The sequence below is a fragment of the Subtercola sp. RTI3 genome (assembly GCF_035018625.1).
GTDB lineage: Bacteria > Actinomycetota > Actinomycetes > Actinomycetales > Microbacteriaceae > Subtercola > Subtercola vilae.
This window is the reverse complement of the sequence record NZ_JASJXO010000031.1, coordinates 22,698-43,309: the sequence shown is the minus strand read 5'-3', so window position 1 is coordinate 43,309 and position 20,612 is coordinate 22,698. Positions and strand designations below refer to the sequence as shown.

The following is a 20,612-nucleotide window of genomic DNA, read 5'->3' as shown; positions in this document are numbered from 1 at the left end:
TCAGCAGCAGGCGGGATGGTGGGCGATTCGTTCATGACCCAAGTCAACCACCAACCACTGACATTCACTCAACAAATAGAGCCCAAATCGGCCCCCACAGAAAAGAATCTCAAAAAACTTTTCGGGGACGCCAATCCGAACCCAAGAATGCGAGCGAACTCAGCCCTCAGAACCAGTCAGACTCGCGAACCTGCCGCATGGCCTCGCGCCGCGTGGGCTTGTCGAGACGGTCGAGGTACAGCAGCCCGTCGAGATGGTCGATCTCGTGCTGCAGCGCCTGAGCCATGACCCCGGTGCCCGACACCTCGACCTCTTCACCCTCGAGGTTGAGCCCGACAGCACGGGCATACGGGTACCGAAGCGTCTTGAACCAGAGGTACGGCACCGAGAGACACCCCTCGTCGACCAGCTCTGGCTCGCCCGACAGCTCGACGATGCGAGGATTCAGCAGGTAGCCCATCTCGCCATCGACGTTATAGCTGAACGCGCGCAGGTTCACCCCGATTTGAGCAGCCGCCACCCCGGCGCGGCCCGGGAGCCGCACCGAGTCGAGCAGATCATCCACCAGCCCCCGCACTTTGTCATCGATTTCGCCGATGGGGTCTGAAACGGTCTTGAGCACGGGGTCACCGAAAATGCGGATCTCGCGGACTGTCACGGGGGTGGTTCTCCTTATTCGACCACGACCAGAAGGTCGCCGGCCTCAACCTGCTGCGTGTGCGGAATGGCCAGACGCTTCACAACTCCCCCAACAGGGGTGGTGATGGCCGCCTCCATTTTCATAGCTTCGATGGTGGCGACGGCGTCTCCGGCCGCTACAACCGTACCCTCTTCGACCTTGAGGGTGACGACGCCGGAGAAGGGCGCGGCGACGTGACCCTGGCGAGCGGGGTCGGCCTTCTCGGCTTGCGTGATGGTGACTTTGACGCTCTGGTCGCGAACCGAAACGGGGCGGAGTTGGCCATTGAGAATGGCCATGACGGTGCGCATGCCTTTTTCGTCGACCTCGCCGATGGCTTCGAGCCCGACGAAGAGTCGCACACCTTTCGATATCTCGACGACGTGCTCGCCTCCCTGCTGGAGGCCGTACAGGTAGTCGGCCGTGTCGACCACGGAGAGGTCGCCGTATTCTTCACGCTGCTGCTCGAAAGTGGCGGTGGGGCCGGGGAAGAGCAAGCGGTTGAGGGTCTGCCGGCGTTCGGCTGAGCTGCCGGCGAGCAAGGCCTGGTCGGCGTCGCTGACCGGGGTGACACCGATGTTGACCGTCTTGCCCTGCAGCACCTTGGTTCTGAACGGCTCTGGCCAGCCTCCGGGCAGGTCGCCGAGTTCGCCGGCCATGAAGCCGATCACCGAGTCGGGGATGTCGTAGTTCTGGGGGTTCTCGGCGAAGTCGGCGGGGTCTGCGCCGACGGCCGCGAGGTGCAGGGCCAGATCACCGACGACTTTCGACGAGGGGGTGACCTTCGGAATGCGCCCGAGAATCTCGTTGGCCGCCGAATACAGGTCTTCGATCTGCTCGAAATGGTCGGCGAGGCCGAGCGCTTTGGCCTGCTGGCGCAGGTTCGACAGCTGGCCGCCGGGAATCTCGTGCTTGTAGACGCGGCCGGTGGGGCCGGGCAGGCCCGATTCGAAGGGGTGGTAGAGCTCGCGCACGGCCTCCCAATAGGGCTCGAGGTCTGAGACGGCCTGCAGCGAGATGCCGGTGTCGCGCTCCGTGTGAGCGAGCGCGGCGACGAGCGCAGAGGCTGAGGGCTGGCTGGTGGTGCCGGCCATGGGCGCGCTGGCCACGTCGACGGCGTCAGCTCCGGCGCGCGAGGCGGCGAGCAGGGTTGCGAGCTGGCCACCCGCAGTGTCGTGCGTGTGCACGTGCACGGGCAGGTCGAAGTTCTCGCGAAAGGCGGTGACCAGTTTCTCTGCGGCGAAGGGTCGCAGCAGGCCGGCCATGTCTTTGATCGCCAGAATATGGGCTCCGGATGCCACGATCTCTTCTGCGAGGTGCAGGTAGTAGTCGAGCGTGTACAGGTTCTCTGCCGGGTCGAGCAGGTCACCGGTGTAACACACGGCGACTTCAGCGAGAGTGGAACCGGTGTTGAGCACGGCCTCAATGGCAGGCCGCATCTGGTTCACATCGTTGAGCGCGTCGAAGATACGGAAGATGTCGACGCCCGACGAGGCCGCCTCGGCCACGAAGGCGTCGGTGACGGCAGTGGGGTATGGCGTATAGCCGACCGTGTTGCGGCCGCGGAGCAGCATCTGCAGGTTGACGTTGGGCAGGGCTTCGCGGAGCGTCACGAGCCGCTCCCACGGGTCTTCGCCGAGAAAGCGCAGTGCGACGTCGTACGTCGCCCCGCCCCAGGCTTCGACCGAGAGCAGCTCGGGTGTCATGCGGGCAACGTACGGCGCCACGGCCAACAGGTCTTTGGTGCGAACCCTGGTGGCGAGCAGCGACTGGTGGGCATCCCGAAACGTGGTCTCGGTGACGGCCAGCGCGGTCTGTGCTCGCAGGTCGGCGGCGAAGGCCACGGGCCCGAGGGTCAGCAGTTTCTGGCGCGAGCCCGACGGCGCGGGCTGCGTGAGGTCGATCTTCGGCAGTTTGGCGGCCGGCTCGACGGTACCAACGCGCTTGCCGTTCGGCTGGTTCACGGTGACATCGGCCAGCCAGTTGACGATCTTCGTGCCGCGGTCTTTCGACACATGGGTCGAGAACAGCTGGGGGCGTTCATCGATGAACGAGGTGCTGAGGTCGCCTGCGGCGAAGGCCGGGTCTTCGAGCACGGCTTGCAGAAAGGGAATATTCGTCGAAAGGCCGCGAATACGAAACTCGGCCAGGGCCCGCTTCGAGCGGCGCACGGCCGAGGCGAAGTCGCGCCCGCGGCAGGTGAGCTTGACGAGCATCGAGTCGAAGTGCGGGCTGATTTGGGCTCCGGATGCGACGGTACCGCCATCGAGGCGAATGCCCGAGCCGCCCGGTGAGCGGTAGGTGGTGATCTTGCCGGTGTCTGGCCTGAACCCGGCGTTCGGATCTTCTGTCGTGATGCGGCACTGCAGGGCCGCGCCGTGCAGCACGATCGTCTCTTGCGTGAGCCCGAGGTCGGTGAGCGAGGCACCAGAGGCGATGAGCATCTGCGATTGAACGAGGTCGACGTCGGTGACCTCCTCGGTCACGGTGTGCTCGACCTGGATGCGCGGGTTCATCTCGATGAAGACGTGTTTGCCTTTGCCTTCCCCCACGGTGTCGACGAGAAACTCGACGGTGCCGGCGTTGACGTAGCCGATCGACTGGGCAAATTTGATGGCGTCGGCGTGCAGCGCGTCGCGCAGTTCGTCGCTGATATTCGGCGCCGGGGCGATCTCGACGACCTTCTGGTTGCGGCGCTGTACAGAGCAGTCGCGCTCGAACAGGTGCAGGGTGTGGCCGTGGGTGTCGGCGAGAATCTGCACTTCGATGTGGCGGGGTCGCAGCACCGCCTGCTCGAGAAACATGGTGGGGTCGCCGAACGCACTGTCAGCCTCGCGCATGGCGGCTTCGAGCGCCTCCTGCAGGTCGTCAGCCGTTTCGACGCGGCGCATTCCGCGACCGCCGCCGCCGGCGACAGCCTTGGCGAAGAGCGGGAACCCGATACCAGCGGCACCGGCCAGTAGCACGTCGACGTCTTTCGACGCCGGGGTCGAGCGCAGAACCGGCACGCCTGCCGCAATGGCATGCTCTTTGGCCGTGACCTTGTTACCGGCCATCTCGAGCACGCTCGTGGGCGGCCCGATGAAGGTGATGCCGGCCTCGGCGGCAGCGGCGGCGAGTTCGGGGTTCTCGCTCAAGAACCCGTAGCCGGGGTAGATCGCGTCGGCACCGCTCTCTTTCGCGACACGAATGATTTCGCTCACGTCGAGATAGGCCCGCACGGGATGCCCGATCTCACCGATCTGGTAGGCCTCATCTGCTTTGAGGCGGTGCATCGAGTTGCGGTCTTCGTACGGAAACACGGCCACGGTCTTCGCGCCGAGTTCATATGCGGCGCGAAACGCCCTGATGGCGATTTCACCCCGGTTTGCAACCAATATCTTCGCGAACATTGAGACCTTCCGAGGCAGTGCGGCATCCATGCGGCATACAGGAGACAGTTAGGTTCTCCCAGCCTACTGAAGGTAACGTAGACGATTGTGCATGTACTCAGCGTTAGCTCACTCAAGGGCGGTGTCGGTAAGACAACCGTCACGCTCGGCTTGGCTTCGGCGGCCTTCGCGAAAGGCCTGCGCACCCTCGTTGTCGACCTCGACCCGCAGTCTGACGTCTCGACCGGGATGGACATCAACGTGGCAGGCCACCTCAACGTGGCCGACGTGCTGGCGTCGCCGAAGGAGAAGATCGTTCGCGCGGCCATCGCACCCAGCGGCTGGACCAAAGACCGCGGCGGCACAATCGACGTACTCATCGGTTCGCCGTCTGCCCTCAACTTCGACGGGCCGCACCCCTCCATTCGCGACATCTGGAAGCTGGAAGAAGCCCTCGCCACCGTTGAGAGCGACTACGACCTGGTGCTGATCGACTGTGCTCCCTCGCTCAACGCTCTCACGCGCACGGCGTGGGCAGCCAGCGACCGCGTGGCCGTGGTCACCGAGCCCGGGCTGTTCTCGGTTGCCGCAGCCGACCGCGCCCTCCGTGCCATAGAAGAGATTCGTCGTGGGCTGTCGCCGCGGCTGCAGCCGCTCGGCATCATCGTGAACCGCGTGCGTTCGCAGTCGCTCGAGCACCAGTTTCGTATCAAAGAGCTGCGCGACATGTTCGGGCCGCTCGTGCTGTCTCCGCAGCTCCCCGAGCGCACGTCGCTGCAGCAGGCGCAGGGTGCCGCCAAGCCGTTGCACGTGTGGCCAGGCGAGGGCGCGCAGGAGATGGCGCGCAACTTCGATCTGCTGCTCGAGCGTGTGATGCGCACCGGGCGACTCGGCGAGTACGCCGGCGCAGCCTCGACGGCGAACTAGTACTCCCAGAACCTTAACGCAGACAGAAAAGCCCGGGCCTCATCGGCTCGGGCTTTTGTCTTGCCTGAAGAGTTCTTCTGGGTCAGGCGATGCGCGAAGCGCGACGGGCGGCCAGCTCGTCCATCGGGTCGGCCACATCGGTGCCGAGCTCGACGAGGCTCGACTCGACCTCGCGCAGAACCTTGCCCACGGCGATACCGAAGACGCCCTGGCCGCGGCTGACGAGGTCGATGACTTCGTCGTTCGACGTGCAGAGGTACACACTCGCACCATCGCTCATGAGCGTGGTCTGCGCCAGATCGGTGACGCCCGACTCGCGCAGCTGCTCGATGGCGGTGCGAATCTGCTGCAGCGAGATGCCGGTATCGAGAAGTCGCTTCACGAGCTTCAGAACGAGGATGTCGCGAAAACCGTAGAGCCGTTGTGAACCCGAGCCGGCAGCGCCGCGAACAGTGGGTTCGACGAGGCTGGTGCGAGCCCAGTAGTCGAGCTGGCGATAGGTGATTCCGGCGGCACGGGCGGCAACCGCACCGCGATACCCCGCCGCGTCGTCGAGCTCGGGCAGACCGTCGGTGAAGAGCAGGCCCTGGTCGTAGCGAGCTTGCTCGCCGTGGACACGCTCAGTCATCGGTTTTGCCTTTCGTTGTGCTTCACTCACGCTATCGAGGTCGGTTGCCACGAGCAACGACATTCGCATAAGTGCCCCCGGCGTGTCGCAGAACGTGCGGTGCCGCACCCCACTTTACGGGCAGTTGGGCACCGCAGCGGGCAGGTCAGGGAGCGAGTTTGCCGAGCGCCGAGCGAATGAGACTGGTTCGCACCACTTCGAGCTGCGCGGCGATCTCGGATGCCCGCTCTGCGAGTTGCGCCCGACTCGAGACCTTGTTGCGGCGGCTCTCCGGCATCAGGGCGCTCTCGATGAGCCCCACCTCCCGCTCGGCTGCGGCGCGAAACCCGCGCAGGTGCCGGGGCTCGATGGCCACCTTCTGCAGGTCGACCAGGGCTTTCAGCACAGCGAGTGTCTCTTCACCGTAGGTCTCACTCGCAGCGATCAGCGAGGCGCTGACGGCATCGTTCAACAGCGTGGGGCTCGCGCCCGACTCCCGCAGCACGTCGTCGCGGGAGTACCGCCTGGCCCCGTTCAGCATCGACGGCACCGTTGCCATCGTGGTTCCGGGAACGGCGGGGTTCAGCCCGGCATCCACCTCGAACAGGTACTGCTTGATGACGTTCAGCGGCAGGTAGCAGTCGCGCTGCATGGCGAGGATCAGCCGCAGCCGCTCGACGTCGCCCTGTGAGAACTTTCGGTAACCCGATTGGGTTCGAGCAGGGCTCACCAGCCCCCGCTCCTCGAGAAAACGGAGCTTCGAGGGGCTGATGTCGGTGAACTCGGGGCTCAGCAGCGCCAAGACCTGGCCGATGCTGAGCATGGGCGCAGACGCGACGGGTGTGACGCCCGACACGCTCGAACGCGACCGGGCAGAAGCCGCTGCCACTAGCTGGGCGCGTTCGCCGCCACGTCACGACGTGAGGGATAGAAGGTGAGCCTGAACTTGCCGACCTGAATCTCTGACCCGTCGCTCAGCAGGGCGTCGTCGACGCGCACCCCGTCGAAGTACGTGCCGTTCAGCGAGTGCAGGTCGCGAACGATGAACGTGGTGCCCGAACGTGAGAACTCGGCGTGCCGACGCGAAACCGTCACATCGTCGAGCAGAATGTCGGCGTCGGGGTGCCGGCCAACCGTGCTGGTGAGCTTGTCGAGCAGAAACCGAGCCCCGGCATTGGGGCCGCGGCGCACGATCAGCAGGGCAGAGCCCGAGGGCAGAGCCGCAATGGCATCGAGCTCCTCAGTGGTGACGCCACCTTCGAGAGCTGCCATCTGGGCGGCAAATTCGCCGGTGAGATTGAGTGTCGTGTCGGTCGCATCGCTTCGGTGCTGCGTCATGCGTTCTGAACCGGTGTCGCTGGGCATATTCAACCTCCTTACCTTTTCTCAAGCGTAGCTGATAGCCCCTGTACGAACACTGCCGAGAACAGAAGTCGCCCATCGGTTCACCGCCACGAGGCCGGCGAATAGCCGACGAATGGCCGCATCGAATCTTCGCCTCTCGACTAACGTCGAACGGTGACCTTCGATCGTTATGGCCAAGACGCCCTCGCCGACTTCTCCCGCCGCCCGGTTCGAACCCAGGTCCGCACGCAGGAGGCGACGTTCGACCTCGTTGTCGAAGACATCGCCAGCGACTTCTGCGGCTCTGTCACCGCGGTCGAAGGCAAGATGGTTCAGCTCGAAGACCGGCATGGCCGGCGGCGCATGTTTCCGCTCGGCGGGGGTTTTCTGTTCGAGGGCACCCCGGTCATCCTCGTCGCTCCTCTTACAGCCAGGCGCCCGGGTACAGCTCGCACGGCCTCGGGTTCGGTGAAGGCTCCGGATGCCCGTGCCCGCGTCGCCCGCGCCAGTCGCATCTTCGTCGAGGGGCGACACGATGCCGAGCTGGTCGAGAAGGTCTGGGGCGACGACCTGCGCGCCGAGGGCGTCGTCGTCGAGTACCTGGAAGGCGTCGACCACCTCGACGCGGTGCTCACCGAGTTCGCACCGACGCCCAGACGCCGGGTGGGCGTACTGGTCGACCACCTTGTTGCGGGCTCGAAAGAGAGCCGAATCGCTGAGCAGGTGATGCGGGGCAGGTTCGAGGGCGGGGTGCTCATTGTGGGGCATCCGTACATCGATGTCTGGCAGTCGGTGAAGCCTGGGCGACTCTCGATCGAGAAGTGGCCCGTTGTTCCGCGCTCGATCGAGTGGAAGCACGGCATCTGCGAAGCGTTCGGCTGGCCGCACGAAGATCAGGCCGACATCGCCGCCGCCTGGCAACGCATTCTGGGCCGCGTGCGCAGCTATACCGACCTCGAACCCGAGCTGCTCGGCCGGGTGGAACAGCTGATCGACTTCGTCACCGCGGAGCCTCTGCCGACATCGGGTGCGGCGGCCGGTCGATAATGGTGAACATGTTCGAACCCGCTCTTCTGGTACTGCACTCCCCCGCCAAGCCCGCTGCCCGCGCGGCCGACCCTGTGGAGCCCGTCTTCACCCAGCACGACACCGCCGCACCGGTGGCGAACGCGCTCGACCTCGGCATCACCCGCGGCGACGGAATATTCGAGACCATCACGGTGATCAACGGCATGCCGCAGGCCCTCGACGCACATCTGAAACGGTTCGCGCGGTCGGCGCGCATGCTCGAGCTGCCCGAACCCGATGCGGCGGCGTGGAAGCACACGCTGCTCGCGGCGATCGACAGCCGCGAACTGGTGCCCGAAGCCTTCGTCAAACTGCTGTACTCGCGCGGTATCGAGGGCTCGGGCCAGCCGACCGGATGGGTGTGGCTGGCCGAGAGCGGCGACTTCACGAAGGCTCGAACCGAGGGCATCCGTGTGGTGCTGCTCGACCGCGGGTACGCGAGCACGGTCGAGCAGACGTCGCCATGGTTGCTGCAGGGCGCGAAGACACTCTCGTACGCGGTCAACCGCGCCGCGCTCCGCGAGGCCGAGCGACGGGGCGCCGACGATGTGATCTTCGTCAGCAGCGACGGCTATCTGCTCGAGGGCCCCACGTCGACGGTTGTACTGAAGCTCGACGACCGGTTCGTCACGCCGCGCACCACCCTGGGCATCCTGCCCGGTACGACACAGGAGAGCATCTTCGAGATCGCGCGGGTGAATGGTTTCGAGACCGCATACGAGGTGCTGACCCCTGCAGACCTGCGGCGGGCCGATGCGGCGTGGCTGGTGTCGAGCGTGCGAAACGCTGCGCCGGTGAATGCGGTCGACGGGGCACCTCGCGCCATCGACGCCGAGCTCACCGAGGCCATCAACGCCGGGCTCGCGTCACGCACGGTGTGAGCGCGGCCTGAAAACGAACGAGTGGCAGCACCCGTCGAAACGGTGCTGCCACTCGAATGGTGCACTGCAACCGGGGAGGCCCGGGCAGAATCCGCGGGTTACGCGGCGGGGCCTGCCATCAGCGTGACACTGACGCTCTGGCTCGCACCTGACGCGTCGGTGTACGTGATCTTCACCGTGTCGCCCGGGTTGTACGAGGCGAGCGTGCTGGTCAGAGCGGTTCCGCTGGCGATCGAGGTACCGTCGACAGCCGTGATGGTGTCGCCCGCGACGAGGCCTGCGGTTGCGGCAGGGGTGCCGTCGATGACGCCGGCCACGACCGCGCCGGCTACCGTGCTGATGCCCGTGCTGCCGCTGCCGCCCGTCGAACCGCGTGAGCTGCCGCCGAGGCCCGAGCTGCTGGAGTCAGTGCCGACCTCGATGCCGAGGAACGCCGGGTAGCCGAGACTGACGTTCGTGTTCTCCTGGCCCGAGTCGATCTGCTTCGCGATACCGATCGCCGTGCTGATGGGGATGGCGAACCCGGTCACGTTCGCCGTTCCGCTCGAGGCAGCCGTGTCGATGCCGATCACTTCGCCCTGCGCGTCGTAAAGAGGGCCGCCCGAGTCGCCGGCCTGAATGTCGGCGGCGATCTGAATCATGCCGCTCAGCGTCTCGCCCGCCGAGCTGCCCTCGGCCTGGGTGGTGACCGACTGGTTCACCGCGGTGACGGTGCCGGCCGCGGCCGACAGCGAGCCGGTGCCCCCGGCGTTGCCGACACCGGTGACCGCGTCACCCGCTGCGACGGTGCCTGAGGTGTCGAGCTTTGCGGTGGTGAGACCGGATGCCCCGTCAAGCTTCAGCACGGCGACATCGTCTTTGACATCGGTACCCACCACGGTTGCCGTGTAGGTCTTGCCCGTCGTGGCGATGGTCACACTGATGCTCGTGGCACCTTCGACGACGTGATTGTTGGTGAGGATCTCGCCGTCGGCGGTCAGGATGATGCCGGTTCCGGCCGCTTCGGCGTTCTGGTAGGCGAGTTTGGTGTCGATCAACACGACTCCGGCGCCCTGCGCTTCGGTCGCTGCCGTTGCCGCTGTTGTCGATGAGCCGGTGCTGGTCGATCCACCACCGGTGTTGCCGCTGCCGGTCGATCCGCTGCCGGTCGAACCGCCGCGGCCGTTGCGGTAGCCGGGAACGGTGGTGGTGCCCGACGACGAACCGCCGCCGATGCTGCTGCTGCCACCGCCGAGTGAGCTCGACGAGCCGGTGCTGGTCGATGTCGACGCACCGGCCAGAGCGTGCAGCACGACGGGAACGCCGGTGGCCATGGTGACTCCGACGCTTGTGCACGCCACGGCGATCGCCGCTGCCGTTGCCCCGAGAATCAAAAAGTTGCGGGGGCGCCACACGCCCCGCTTCGTGACGGGCAGCGCTTCGGGGGCGGGCTGCTCAGGGTCGAACTGCTGGTCGGACTGCGGGGTGGTCATGGCTTCCTCTCGGCGCCCCAACTGGGCTAGAACCAGATAAGCCCCCGAACTTATGGAGAAGCTATGAACCGGAATCAGGTTAGCTGGGAGTGGCCGGTGGGAGTGCTGAGAAGCATCCGAAGCTCAACGCAAGCTGAAGGTTCGCCACAAAGCGACGTCTGGGTTCTTTCGGTTGATCGATCAGCCTCGGCGGTTAAGATTGGGTCAGGGCAGACCCCAGCCCACCCCTGTCGACGTATCGAAGCCACGAGGAGCACCATGACTGACGATTCGACCACACGACCGCACGACGAGGCCGAAGACGGCACCCCCGGCGAAGGCGCGTTCGCGGGGCCCGTCTTCGCGGGGCCGATGTCGGCTTCGACGCACCTGTCGGCGAGCACGGGCACCGGGGTGTCAGCCTCTGATGCCGATCAGGCCCCGGGGGCTCCGGATACCCTGCCTCCGAGCTCCGCCCGGTCAGAGACCGGGTACGTGCTCACGCGGCGCGACCGCACCGCCATCACTTTCGTCGACTGGGCCGTGAAGCTCGGCACACCCGAATTCCAGGCGCACTACCGCCCGGTCACCGACGAGCTCTTCACTCACCACTTCATCGACCCCACTGCGAAGCCGGCTTTCGTGCCGCCGGCACTCGTCAGTGTGCAGCAACTCGACGCCGACAGCGACCCGCTGGAGATCATCCGGTCGCATGTCGCACTGGTGGTCGATGACCGTGAGGCTCGTGACAAGGCCCGCATCGAGACCACGGCCCAGTTCGAAGAGAGCCAGCGGGTGCTCAGCGAGCTGCGCGCCTATGTGGCCGGCCTCGAAGGCGACCTGGCCGAAACCACCGACAAACTTCAGGCAGCCGACCAGCAGGTCGCCGTGCTCACCGGCCGCCTCGAAACGGAGATCTCGGGGCTGCACTCGCGACACGCGGCTGAACTGGCCGACACGGCCGCTGCCCACGAATCGACGCTCGCCGAACTCACCGCAGAGCGAGACACCTCGGTCAGCGAACTGGCTGCCCAACGCGACCAGGCGATTGCCGAGCTCACCGCAGAACGCGATGCAGAGGTGGGCGCGCTTCGGGGCCAACTCGAGACCGACAGCGCAACTCAGCGCGGCGAGCACGAAGCCGACATCGCGCGACTGCTCGGCGAGCACACGGCAGCAGTGGGCGCTCTCGTGGCCGGCCACCAGAGCGCAGTCGACGAGGCCGATGCGCGGCACGCCGAGGCGGTGGCAGAGCTCGAGACGGCTCACACCGAACAGATCGCCGACCTGCAGCAGCAGCTCGCGGCATCCGTTACCCTCGTCGAAACCACCACGGCCCAGCTGAAAGAGGCCAGACTCTCGACCGGCTCGCTCACGGCCCAGCGCGACCGGGCCATCGCCGAGGGCTCCGAATGGCGCAACCGGCTGCAGCAGACGGTCGCTGCCCTCGCCACGACCATCGACGTCGGCGAATGGTCGATCGACAGCTCACCGGATACCCGGCTCATCGAATTCGTTGAGCAGTCGCAGCTCGCCCTCACAAGCGGGCTGGAGTCGGCGCGGTCGACCCTCGATGAGATCGAAGAGGTTGCCACCTCGCAGCTCGTCGACGAGTCAGAGACCAGCGACTATGCCATCGGCGCGAACGACGCGGCCGTGCTCATCCTGAACGCGCTGTACGGTGGGGCTCCCGACGAGGGCGAAGAGGTCGACGGTGAGGCAGACGCTGGTGGTGACAGCGGTTCGGCTGACGCCGCCGGCACCACGGCGGCCAGCGGCGAAGGCGGTCGCGGTTCGGTGAGCGACGGCGTTGGCAGCGGAGGCGTTGGCAGCGGAGGCAGTGACGGCACCAGCCCGGGCAACGGCAGCGCTCCTGTAGTGGATGGTGACGACGACGCAGCCGCCCGAGGCGCCGACACTGTCGTCGTCAAGACGGTGACGGCCAGCGGCGTGAACGGGCCGCGCGACGGGTACCGCCCCGGCGCACGCCCAGACGGTGTCTCCTCTGTCATCCGTCGCCGCAGCACAGACGACCTCGACGGGCTCGAAGCAATCGAGTCGGCCCTCGCCGACGACGACGCGGTGACGCTCGCGGAGATCGAGGAATCCGATGCCGAGTTCGAGGCCGGGCTCGGGGGCGAGGTAGACGTTGAGTTCGAGAACGAATCCGACCGCGCAGCCGGGCGCGGCAACCGCGGAGCAGACACCGGGGCGGCGGCCGAGGCTCGCCGGGCATCCTGAACCGGGTGGTGACCCTCGCGAACCATGGCTGACCTGACCAGTGCGCGCGTCGACAGTTGGGCGTGGGCGGTGCGGTTGTTCAAGACGCGCTCGGCCGCCACGGCGGCGTGCCGGGCCGGGCATGTGAAGGTGAACGGCGATCGGTCGAAGGCCGCCCAGACGGTGGAGACCGGCGACGAGGTGCGCATTCGGGTCGACGGGTTCGACAAGATCGTCGTGGTGAGTCGGCTGGTCGTGAAGCGCGTGGGCGCAACGGTGGCCGTGGAGTGTTTCACCGATCTGACTCCCCCGCCGCCGCCCCGCGAGACGGTGGCGCTCGTGGCGACGCGGGATCGCGGGGCCGGGCGCCCCACCAAGCGGGAGCGCCGCGAGCTCGACGATCTGCGCGGGCGTTAGCTAGTCGGCGAGGCCCGAGGCGTTGTCGGGCTGCACCGCGCGTGCCTGGGCGATCGCGTCGAGCACCCGGGCGCGCAACACGTTCGACCGGGCAGCGAAGACCTTCTGCCTCGCGGCGTAGACCGCTTTGCCCTCGCGGGTTTCGATCTGCACGGCTTCGAGCCCGAACTGCGACACATCGTACGGTGACGCCTGCATGTCGAGCTGACGGATGTCGCGAGCGAGCTCGAAGCAGTCGAGCAGCAGTTCACCCGACACCAGGGGGCCGAGTTTGATGGCCCACTTGTAGACATCCATGCCGGCGTGCAGGCAGCCGGGCTGCTCGAACTGCTCCTGGTGCTCGCGCGTGGGGCTCAGATGGTTGGTTGAGAGGGCATCGGGGGTGAAGAACCGAAAGGCGTCGAAGTGCGAGCACGCGATGCGGTTCGATTCGACCACCTCGTCGGTCGCCGCGGCGCTGAGCCGCAGCGGAATCGACTCGTGCCGCACCTCGCCCTCGGCGACCTTGTAGACCATCGCCCACTCGTGCAGCCCGAAGCACGCGAACTGGGCCGGCCGAGCGGCGGTCTGCGACAATATGCGTTCGACAAAACCGATCAACGAAGGCTTAGCCTCGAGAAACGCTGTGGCGTCGACGACGACTCCCCCGCCCTCGGGGGCGTACCAGCGCCAGGTTGCCCGTTCGAACTCCTGCACGCCATCGAGCACGACTCCGGCGCCGGGGTGCCAGCGCCTCAGCAGCGACGGCTTGTACGGGTAGTAGGTGAACAGAAAGTCATCGACCGGATGCTGCTCCCCCGTCGCCCGCCGCGATCGCCACCCCGCCGTGAACTCGTCGGCCCGCTCCTGGTGGGCGGCCTCGCGTGCGCGCCAGTCGTCGAGCGTCAGCGTCTTAGCCTGCTCCTGCTCCTGAGCCTGAGCCTGAGCCTGCGTGCCTACCTCCGCAGGCTTCTGCGCGTGAGCGCGCGTCACCTCCGGCGTGAGGGTGGGGGTCAGGATGCTCGAAGCCATACCCCGAGCCTAGTAACCCCTCTGCCGTTTCGGTGCGGTCACGGCACCCGCAGCTCGCGCAGGGGGTCGCGGCGCGATGCGATCAGCGCCGGAACAGCGGCCGCGGCGAGAGCCGTCACCACGGCGAGAAGTGCGAGAGCGGCGAAGAATGCGGGCGGCGGGAGTGGGGCATCCTGAGCCGTGAGCACCAGCGAGGTGGTGACGCAGCCGAGGATCGACCCCGCCACGGCCTGAAGACCGACCTGCGTGAGCAGAAGCTGCACGATGAGGCTTCGCGAGGCCCCGAGCGCCCGGCGACGGCCGAAGTCGCGGCGGCGCAGCAGCACCAGCGCAGAGAGAATCGCGGCGACGATCACTGCGGTCGCCGCGAAGACCGACTCTACGAGGCCCTGGCCGAAACCTCCGAGCTGATGGCCGACCGTTGCGCGCAGCTGGGCGAGTTGCTCGCTGGTGGTGACGGTCACGGTGCTGGCGTCGGTGACACCGAGCACCGAGCTCACCACGGCGGCGACACTGCCGACCTGCCGGGGGGTGGCGGCCACGACCACGAGCACGTCGACGGGTTCGGCGATGGCTGCGACGACGCAACCGAGTACGGAACGATAAGCAGTGGCTCAAGAAAATGGAGGTAGCCGGGCACGGGGAGAGTGGCCGCGATGTCGACACTCTGGTGACTCGCAACCGACTCGGCCGTACCGACGCGATCGGCGAAGCCGAGGGTGCGCGCGGCCAGATCCGACGCGACAGGCCCGCTGGGGTCGCCGAGAGGAGCCCAGTTCTCGGAGTACGCGGCGCGCATCGGCACTTTTGCTCCCCCGGCGAACACCGCGTTCGTCACATCATCGGCGGGGCCGAACGCCGCGACCCATTCGATTCCGTCGACGTGGGCGAGACGGGCGAGCACCGAGGTGTCGAGCCCGGCGCCCTGTTGCGCTCGCACGACGATCGAGCGTGTTCCCGAGCTGTCGATGCTGCCGAGCACCGCGCTTTCGGTGGCGGCCGTGCGCCCGGCCGTGAGCAGCACCGTTGCGCAGAGGGCGGCGATGACACCGATCGTGAGCAGCGACCCCACTTTCTGCGAGCGGGCGCCGGCCGCTGCCTCCCTCAGCAGCGCCGCACTCTGACGCGGGGCCGTGGGGCGCAGAACCTGCGGGATCAGCGCGCAGCGACCGAGTGTGGCGCGCATCAGGCCGCGGCCGAGCATCCGGCGCCGCACGTCAGAGCGCCATCGTTCGATCGCATTCGGTCACCAATGAGGGGTCGTGCGTCGCCACGATGACCGTCGACCCGGCCGCGGCACGCTCCCGAAACGCCGCGAGTACGGTGTCGGCTGAGGCACGGTCGAGGTTGCCGGTGGGTTCGTCGGCGAACAGGATGCCCGGGTCGTTCATCAGCGCCCGACAGAGCGCGATGCGCTGCGCTTGGCCGCCCGAGATCTGGCCCGGGCGATGCTCGGCACGCTGCTCGACGCCGAAACGGCTGAGCAGGTCGCGCGCATGCTGAATGCTCGCGCCGCGAGACACCCCGCGGTAGAGGCACGACTCGAGCACATTGTCGAGAACGGTGCGGCTGGCGTCGAGCGTGGCGTCTTGAAAGACGAAGCCCACCGACTCAGCGCGAAGATGAGCACGCTCGGAGTCGCGGAGCTGATCGACTCTCTCACCGCGAAAACGGATTTCACCTGCGGCCGGCCGCACCATGAGCGCCATGAGATAGAGGAGCGTCGACTTTCCGCGGCCCGACGCGCCCGTGATGGCGACGAGTTCGCCCGGCCCGAACGATGCGTTCCACTCGCTGAAGAGGGGGGCGACTGCCGGGTAGCCGAACGTCAGGCCGCGCACCTCGAGCGACGCGCCCGCGCTCACGACCCACCAGCCCCGTCAGCTCCCCAAACTCCGTCAGCTCCCCCAGTTCCGTCAGCTCTCCCAGCCGCGTCAGCTCCTCCAGCCCCGTCAGCTGCCACCGCCCCACTAGCCCCAGCAGGCGACGGGATGCGCACGCGAAGCCCCGGGTCGATGCCCGTCACGACCGACATGCCCTGCGCCTCGGCCGCGACGGCCACGGGGTGGGTGACGCCGGAGTCGTCGAGAACGCTGAGGGTGTGTGTGGCATCCGTTCGCAGTGCGATCGAGGGAACAATCGTGCCCCGAACGGTCGGCACCGTGATCACCGAGGCGGGTAGCAGGGTCTGCCCGCCCACCGGGATGCCATCGCACGACGTGCCACAGACGGAGCCGCCTCCGTCGCCTGTGAGCGAGATGACAACGGTACCCGCGTCGGCGGTGCTGCGGCCGGCGGCAAGGGCATGCCAGGTGTCTCCACCGCTTCCGCTGATGTCGACACGGGTGCCGTTGGGTATGAGGGCCGATTGGCTTTCGCCGACCGGCAGAGTGAATTCTGGTACATCTCCGAGGCCGAGAATCGCGGGCTCACCGCCACCGAGGGTGGCGCCCCGCCTGACGATGTCGGTCGCCAGGGCGAGTCGGGCCGGCAGGTCGGGCACGAAGACCACCTCGCCGTAGGCGACGGTTCCGCGTGCCTCGCCGCCGCTCGGTACGTTGCCGCTCAGTACGCCGCCGCTGGATACTTCTCCGCTCGCCTGCTGCCACCGTTCGATCGCATCGACGGTCACCGAATCGACAACCCCCGTGCTCGCCGACCCCGCAGGCTCGCCCGCGAAATACCCGCCGTCGGCGAGCATCGACTGGAGCTGCCGCACGTCGTCACCGGAGTCACCGGCCGTGATGGCCCGGTACGCGGGAATCTGCCCCCGCGCCGCCACCACCGGATGCTCGTCAACGGAGTACAGCCGCCCGCCCTGCGACACGGGCTGCCCAGCGACGGCGTCGACCGATGTCACGACGCCGGCAGCCTCGTTCATGGCCACCGGACTCGACGACCATTGGGCGGCCACGTTGAGGGTGAGGTGCGCACCCACCTCACCCTCAACGGCCTCGACGGTGGTGTACCCGTCATTGGCGCCGATCGCGGGCGCCGGCAGCAGGATGGTCGCAAACGCCCACCCCGTGCCGCACACCAGCGCGGCCATCCCGAGCACCGCCACCAGAGCGGTGCGTGCCCGGGCTGCTCTGGCCGTCACCGCTCCTCCCGGGCCGCCCGACGGATGATCGAGGCCAGAACCCACACCGTCTCGCTGTCGAGCTGATTCACTTCGTCGAGAACCCGCCGGTCGAACCGCCCGAGCCGCACCCCCGACTCAGCGCATGCGAGCAGCAGCGGGTCGGAGCCGAGCACCCGGCCCCGCGCACAGCTCGTCTTCACCTCGGCGAGGGTTTCGAACGGCCCCATGGGCATACACACTCCTTTTGTCCAGATGATCGTGAGTCGGGCGGTCGCCCGTCAGGCTGATGTGGGCCGGCCCACCGCTACAGGCCCGATCAGAACGAGCTGCTCGCGCACGAGAACGCGTGCCCGGTCTCGGTGCCAGAGGGGTACGAGATCTGCATGGTCACGACCCCGTTGCCCGACGCGAAGCGGTGGAACCCCGAGCCGAAGGTCTGGCTGGTCCACCAGGCGCCGTTGGCTTGGTGGTAGTGCACACTCGTGGCGTTCACGTACGCCGTCGAGGCCGCCGAGGGGCCGCCGAACCCGCAGATCTGCGAGCCGACGTCGGTGGATGCTGATGCACTGAGCGTGCCAGCCAGAACGAGCCCGGCAGCCAGGGCGCCAGCCGCGACGGCGGAGTGGAGGAGTTTCATACTGATTCCTTTCGGCACCGAAAACGCATTGACCTCAGACGATTTCGGTGCGATTCTGTAGATGATGAAACCTCACTATATGCCTCATGCTTTTAGACCACAACGCCCGCTTCGACCGAATCGCACGCGTGGGCTGCTCGCCCTCGGCTCGGTTGTGCTGTGCGCCCTCGCGGGGGTGTCGGCGTGCAGTACTGTGGCCGGGCATCCGGAACCGACGGCCGCAGAACAGCCCGTTGGGCAGCCCGCCGGGCAGCCCGCAACCGACCAGAACCCTGAGGCAGCACAGAACCCCGCGGCCGCACAGCAGCTCAGCGACTCACCCCTCGCCGACGCGCTCTACCGCTGCATCGTCGCGCGCGGCTGGAACGTGAAGATCACCCCCGAGGGCGGAATCGTCGCGGGCAGCGACACGATTCCGAAGGCGCAGTACGAGCTGTACCTCGCCGACACGTGGAGCTGCAACACCGAGGTGAAGGCGCAGTTTCCGGTCGACGACAACCAGAAACACCTGCTCTACGCCGCCGAGGTGGCCGAGCGAACCTGTCTCATCAGAGCGGGCTACTCGGTACCCGACCCGCCCACGCTGCAGACATTTCTCGACACCTACGATTCGGCACCCTGGTCGGCGATGGCCTCGTCGAGCCTCGCCGCCATCAGCCAGAGCATGTCAGACGATGCGTGGGCCGCCATCAACCACGCCTGCCCGCAACCTGTTCCGGGAGCGCTGAAGTAGGGCCGCGAAGCCGTGATCGATCGAGAAACGGCACCAGACGGCATCCTGCAGAGCATCCCGCACGGCTCCACGGCGACCGGATGCCCGCCGGTAGGCTGACGGAGTGCCCTCGTTTCGCGTGACTGTCATGATCGGCGCCCTCAAGACCGGAGTCGCCCCGCCGTCGCTCGTACCGCGGGCCGCAGCCGCTGCCCGCACGCTCACCACCGTCGAGGCGAGCGATCTCGCAGTGGTCAGCGGCAGTGCGCGCATCACCGTTCGCTTCACGGGTGACGACGCCGCCCACGCGTTCATCGTCGCCGACGCGGTGCTGAGCGAACTGAGGTCACTCGCCGAGGTCGTGACCTACCAGGTCACGCGTCGCCAGGGCGGCCGCTGGTACGCCGAGCACTGAGGCCTGCTTCACGCGCCCGGCATCGCCGATGCGTCCATCCAGAAGAGCTCCCACAGGTGCCCATCGGGGTCGGCGAACGTGCGCGTATAGGAGAAACCGTGGTCTTCCGTCTCTCGAAACGCCACCGCTCCCGCTTCGAGCGCGTTCTCGGCCACGGCGTCGACCTCGTCACGGGTGTCGAGCCCCACCGCCAGGATCATCTCGACCGTCGACGGCTCGGCGATCGGTTTCGTCGTGAACTGGGCGAAGAAGGGGTGCAGCAACAGCATCACGGAGATCTCGCCGGAGACGACCACGCACGCGGCGTTCTCGTTCGTGAAAGCCTGGTTGATCTGCCAGCCGAGACTGGAGTAGAACCCGACGCTCCTCTCGAGGTCGGTCACGGGCAAGTTCACGAAGATCTTGGTCGGCATGCCCTCACCGTATCGAGCGAAGTACACAGCGTCAACATCGGGTTGACGCAGACGGCGCGCCAGCCCTACAGCTTGAGGCTGAGACCCTTGGCGTTGCCGAAGTCGATGTGGTCGTGGGTGCACGTGTCTTGGAAGGCCACGAAGTTCGTGGTCGAGATCGAGCGACCGCACTCCGACTGGCCGAGGCCGGTGCCGGGGGGCACGAGCGGGTCGAGCAGTTTGATGAGCTTGATCGAGTCGGCGTCGGCACCCGTGAGCCCGTGGCCGTTCAGAATGTAGAAGTCGACCGCGTGGCCGCCGCCGTCTTTGTAGTGCGACGAAGCGGTTCCGGCACCCTCGATCTGCCCGGTGCAGAGCCGGTTGATATCGCTCACACCCACCTTGTCGAAGTTGTCGACGACCACCTTGATGACCTGCAGAATGCGGTAGTCGACACCGCAGCCCTTCACAGCGACGCCGTTGGCGAGGTTTCTGATCTCCTGAATGTGATCGGGCACAGACCCCACCAGCTTGCCCGACGCCACGTCGACCATCAGCTCGGCCGCGAGAGCCTGCACCGTGGGCGACACCGTCGAGCCTTGGGTCGAGTCCATCGCCGCGAGGTCGCCCGTGGTGGTGTAGCTGTCACGAACCGATTGCTGCCCGTTCACTCCGGCAACGGTCAGGCTCTGGATGCCCAGCTGGCTCGAGGCCGCAAGATTCGGGTTGTTCACACTGTTCGAATCGCTGTACGCATATGCCGGCAGCGCCAGGGTCGCCACCAGGCCCGCCGTGGCGAACATCACCACCGTGTTGACGATGCCGCGCCTACGACTGTGCGGCCGGTCGATGGATGCCCGGTGACGCATCCGCGGAAGAACCCGCCTTCCCGCGGTCGACACCGCCGCAGCGGCCCCACGCGGCTCGGAGGCGCCGTCGAGGCGCGAGAACGTGAGCGACGACACCGTCGTGTGCTCGACGAACGGTTCGGGCTGGGTGACAGATTCCGCCGGTGACGCAACAACCGCAGGGGCCGGGGCGATAACAGGCGTGGCGGCAACGGGTTTGGCGGCAACGGGGGTCGAAACCACCGGCATGGCGGCAACGGTGGCAACGTCAACCGGCGTGGCCACAACCGGCGTGGTCGCCACAATGGGAACGTCGCTCGTGACGGCGGCACGACGGTCGCGGCGGCGAGCATCCGGAACCGCGGGAGCGACCACCTCGGGCACACTCGCCGCGGCGGTCGCGGCCATTTCGGCGCCGATCGACGAGGCCATGGCCGCCGCGAGTTCACGGTCGCGGCGTTCGCGACGCGTCTCGATGAGAGGCTCGACTGAAGCAATCGATTCGCGCTGGCGCAACTGGCGACGGGAGAGAGAGGCGGTCACGACGGGT

The 20,612-nt window shown here is 67.1% G+C and carries 22 protein-coding genes; 7 read left to right on the top strand and 15 right to left on the bottom strand.

Annotated features, from left to right (window positions below):
• Nucleotides 1–166 precede the first annotated feature (166 nt).
• Complete coding sequence (def, locus tag QN358_RS12210; protein ID WP_323512536.1) at nucleotides 167–658, bottom strand: peptide deformylase; 492 nt, start codon at nucleotides 656–658, stop codon at nucleotides 167–169.
• 14 nt (nucleotides 659–672) lie between these two features.
• Nucleotides 673–4,071, bottom strand: coding sequence for a pyruvate carboxylase (locus QN358_RS12205; RefSeq protein WP_323512535.1), 3,399 nt, complete (start codon nucleotides 4,069–4,071; stop codon nucleotides 673–675).
• A gap of 87 nt (nucleotides 4,072–4,158) precedes the next feature.
• Between QN358_RS12205 and QN358_RS12200 the strand changes: the two genes are divergently transcribed.
• Complete coding sequence (locus tag QN358_RS12200) at nucleotides 4,159–4,977, top strand: ParA family protein (RefSeq protein WP_136643101.1); 819 nt, start codon at nucleotides 4,159–4,161, stop codon at nucleotides 4,975–4,977.
• Between the two features lie 82 nt (nucleotides 4,978–5,059).
• On the opposite strand, the gene QN358_RS12195 is transcribed toward QN358_RS12200, so the two are convergent.
• From QN358_RS12195 to QN358_RS12185, 3 genes are all read right to left on the bottom strand, one after another.
• The gene (locus QN358_RS12195; protein WP_136643102.1) at nucleotides 5,060–5,605 is read right to left on the bottom strand and encodes a MerR family transcriptional regulator; all 546 of its coding nucleotides are present in this window, start codon (nucleotides 5,603–5,605) and stop codon (nucleotides 5,060–5,062) included.
• Nucleotides 5,606–5,750: 145 nt separating this feature from the next.
• The gene (locus QN358_RS12190) at nucleotides 5,751–6,473 is read right to left on the bottom strand and encodes a MerR family transcriptional regulator (RefSeq protein WP_416351989.1); all 723 of its coding nucleotides are present in this window, start codon (nucleotides 6,471–6,473) and stop codon (nucleotides 5,751–5,753) included.
• Nucleotides 6,473–6,949: an FHA domain-containing protein gene (locus QN358_RS12185; RefSeq protein ID WP_237280471.1), complete on the bottom strand. Its 477-nt coding sequence runs from the start codon at nucleotides 6,947–6,949 to the stop codon at nucleotides 6,473–6,475. The genes QN358_RS12190 and QN358_RS12185 overlap by 1 nt, the downstream gene beginning before the upstream one ends.
• A 153-nt stretch (nucleotides 6,950–7,102) precedes the next feature.
• Here QN358_RS12185 and QN358_RS12180 point away from each other — a divergent pair, with 153 nt between their 5' ends.
• Both QN358_RS12180 and QN358_RS12175 read left to right on the top strand, forming a co-directional pair.
• Entirely contained in the window at nucleotides 7,103–7,975 is an 873-nt protein-coding gene (locus tag QN358_RS12180; protein WP_323512534.1) for a DUF3097 domain-containing protein, read from the top strand.
• An 8-nt stretch (nucleotides 7,976–7,983) separates the two neighbouring features.
• A complete protein-coding gene (locus QN358_RS12175) occupies nucleotides 7,984–8,877 on the top strand; it encodes an aminodeoxychorismate lyase (RefSeq protein WP_323512533.1) in 894 nt (297 codons plus the stop codon).
• Nucleotides 8,878–8,975: 98 nt separating this feature from the next.
• Here the strand turns inward: QN358_RS12175 and QN358_RS12170 are convergent, their stop codons facing one another.
• Nucleotides 8,976–10,349, bottom strand: a complete 1,374-nt coding sequence (locus QN358_RS12170; protein WP_323512532.1) for a S1C family serine protease — start codon at nucleotides 10,347–10,349, stop codon at nucleotides 8,976–8,978.
• A gap of 258 nt (nucleotides 10,350–10,607) precedes the next feature.
• Here QN358_RS12170 and QN358_RS12165 point away from each other — a divergent pair, with 258 nt between their 5' ends.
• Nucleotides 10,608–12,569: a hypothetical protein gene (locus tag QN358_RS12165; protein WP_323512531.1), complete on the top strand. Its 1,962-nt coding sequence runs from the start codon at nucleotides 10,608–10,610 to the stop codon at nucleotides 12,567–12,569.
• Between the two features lie 24 nt (nucleotides 12,570–12,593).
• Nucleotides 12,594–12,965, top strand: coding sequence for an RNA-binding S4 domain-containing protein (locus QN358_RS12160; RefSeq protein WP_323512530.1), 372 nt, complete (start codon nucleotides 12,594–12,596; stop codon nucleotides 12,963–12,965).
• Here QN358_RS12160 and QN358_RS12155 read toward each other — a convergent pair whose 3' ends face one another.
• From QN358_RS12155 to QN358_RS12125, 7 genes are all read right to left on the bottom strand, one after another.
• Nucleotides 12,966–13,976, bottom strand: coding sequence for a 3-methyladenine DNA glycosylase (locus QN358_RS12155; protein ID WP_323512529.1), 1,011 nt, complete (start codon nucleotides 13,974–13,976; stop codon nucleotides 12,966–12,968).
• A 38-nt stretch (nucleotides 13,977–14,014) separates the two neighbouring features.
• Nucleotides 14,015–14,518 (bottom strand): FtsX-like permease family protein, encoded by a 504-nt coding sequence (locus QN358_RS12150; RefSeq protein WP_323512528.1) that lies wholly within the window; start codon nucleotides 14,516–14,518, stop codon nucleotides 14,015–14,017.
• The gene (locus tag QN358_RS12145; protein WP_323512527.1) at nucleotides 14,473–15,162 is read right to left on the bottom strand and encodes a hypothetical protein; all 690 of its coding nucleotides are present in this window, start codon (nucleotides 15,160–15,162) and stop codon (nucleotides 14,473–14,475) included. Before QN358_RS12145 ends, QN358_RS12150 begins: the two co-directional genes overlap by 46 nt.
• A 31-nt stretch (nucleotides 15,163–15,193) precedes the next feature.
• A complete protein-coding gene (locus QN358_RS12140; protein ID WP_323512526.1) occupies nucleotides 15,194–15,841 on the bottom strand; it encodes an ABC transporter ATP-binding protein in 648 nt (215 codons plus the stop codon).
• Complete coding sequence (locus QN358_RS12135) at nucleotides 15,838–17,076, bottom strand: peptidoglycan-binding domain-containing protein (protein ID WP_323512525.1); 1,239 nt, start codon at nucleotides 17,074–17,076, stop codon at nucleotides 15,838–15,840. The genes QN358_RS12140 and QN358_RS12135 overlap by 4 nt, the downstream gene beginning before the upstream one ends.
• Complete coding sequence (locus QN358_RS12130) at nucleotides 17,073–17,291, bottom strand: hypothetical protein (RefSeq protein ID WP_323512524.1); 219 nt, start codon at nucleotides 17,289–17,291, stop codon at nucleotides 17,073–17,075. The genes QN358_RS12135 and QN358_RS12130 overlap by 4 nt, the downstream gene beginning before the upstream one ends.
• An 83-nt stretch (nucleotides 17,292–17,374) precedes the next feature.
• Nucleotides 17,375–17,695 (bottom strand): hypothetical protein, encoded by a 321-nt coding sequence (locus tag QN358_RS12125; RefSeq protein WP_136643120.1) that lies wholly within the window; start codon nucleotides 17,693–17,695, stop codon nucleotides 17,375–17,377.
• Nucleotides 17,696–17,774: 79 nt separating this feature from the next.
• Here QN358_RS12125 and QN358_RS12120 point away from each other — a divergent pair, with 79 nt between their 5' ends.
• Both QN358_RS12120 and QN358_RS12115 read left to right on the top strand, forming a co-directional pair.
• On the top strand, nucleotides 17,775–18,428 hold the full coding sequence (locus tag QN358_RS12120) for a hypothetical protein (RefSeq protein ID WP_323512523.1): 654 nt from the start codon (nucleotides 17,775–17,777) through the stop codon (nucleotides 18,426–18,428).
• Between the two features lie 103 nt (nucleotides 18,429–18,531).
• Nucleotides 18,532–18,822 (top strand): hypothetical protein, encoded by a 291-nt coding sequence (locus tag QN358_RS12115; protein WP_136643124.1) that lies wholly within the window; start codon nucleotides 18,532–18,534, stop codon nucleotides 18,820–18,822.
• Nucleotides 18,823–18,830: 8 nt separating this feature from the next.
• On the opposite strand, the gene QN358_RS12110 is transcribed toward QN358_RS12115, so the two are convergent.
• Nucleotides 18,831–19,235, bottom strand: a complete 405-nt coding sequence (locus tag QN358_RS12110) for a VOC family protein (RefSeq protein WP_136643126.1) — start codon at nucleotides 19,233–19,235, stop codon at nucleotides 18,831–18,833.
• A gap of 65 nt (nucleotides 19,236–19,300) precedes the next feature.
• Nucleotides 19,301–20,605: a hypothetical protein gene (locus QN358_RS12105; RefSeq protein WP_323512521.1), complete on the bottom strand. Its 1,305-nt coding sequence runs from the start codon at nucleotides 20,603–20,605 to the stop codon at nucleotides 19,301–19,303.
• Nucleotides 20,606–20,612: the final 7 nt, after the last annotated feature.

What these genes read in the sequence shown, in the direction of transcription:
- QN358_RS12130 (WP_323512524.1), bottom strand. Translation starts at nt 17,291, where the DNA reads ATGCCCATGGGGCCGTTCGAAACCCTCGCCGAGGTGAAGACGAGCTGT.
- QN358_RS12165 (WP_323512531.1), top strand. Translation starts at nt 10,608, where the DNA reads ATGACTGACGATTCGACCACACGACCGCACGACGAGGCCGAAGACGGC.
- QN358_RS12170 (WP_323512532.1), bottom strand. Translation starts at nt 10,349, where the DNA reads ATGACCACCCCGCAGTCCGACCAGCAGTTCGACCCTGAGCAGCCCGCC.
- QN358_RS12175 (WP_323512533.1), top strand. Translation starts at nt 7,984, where the DNA reads ATGTTCGAACCCGCTCTTCTGGTACTGCACTCCCCCGCCAAGCCCGCT.
- QN358_RS12155 (WP_323512529.1), bottom strand. Translation starts at nt 13,976, where the DNA reads ATGGCTTCGAGCATCCTGACCCCCACCCTCACGCCGGAGGTGACGCGC.
- QN358_RS12195 (WP_136643102.1), bottom strand. Translation starts at nt 5,605, where the DNA reads ATGACTGAGCGTGTCCACGGCGAGCAAGCTCGCTACGACCAGGGCCTG.
- QN358_RS12120 (WP_323512523.1), top strand. Translation starts at nt 17,775, where the DNA reads ATGCCTCATGCTTTTAGACCACAACGCCCGCTTCGACCGAATCGCACG.
- QN358_RS12185 (WP_237280471.1), bottom strand. Translation starts at nt 6,949, where the DNA reads ATGCCCAGCGACACCGGTTCAGAACGCATGACGCAGCACCGAAGCGAT.
- QN358_RS12160 (WP_323512530.1), top strand. Translation starts at nt 12,594, where the DNA reads ATGGCTGACCTGACCAGTGCGCGCGTCGACAGTTGGGCGTGGGCGGTG.
- QN358_RS12205 (WP_323512535.1), bottom strand. Translation starts at nt 4,071, where the DNA reads ATGTTCGCGAAGATATTGGTTGCAAACCGGGGTGAAATCGCCATCAGG.
- QN358_RS12110 (WP_136643126.1), bottom strand. Translation starts at nt 19,235, where the DNA reads ATGCCGACCAAGATCTTCGTGAACTTGCCCGTGACCGACCTCGAGAGG.
- QN358_RS12125 (WP_136643120.1), bottom strand. Translation starts at nt 17,695, where the DNA reads ATGAAACTCCTCCACTCCGCCGTCGCGGCTGGCGCCCTGGCTGCCGGG.
- QN358_RS12145 (WP_323512527.1), bottom strand. Translation starts at nt 15,162, where the DNA reads ATGCGCGCCACACTCGGTCGCTGCGCGCTGATCCCGCAGGTTCTGCGC.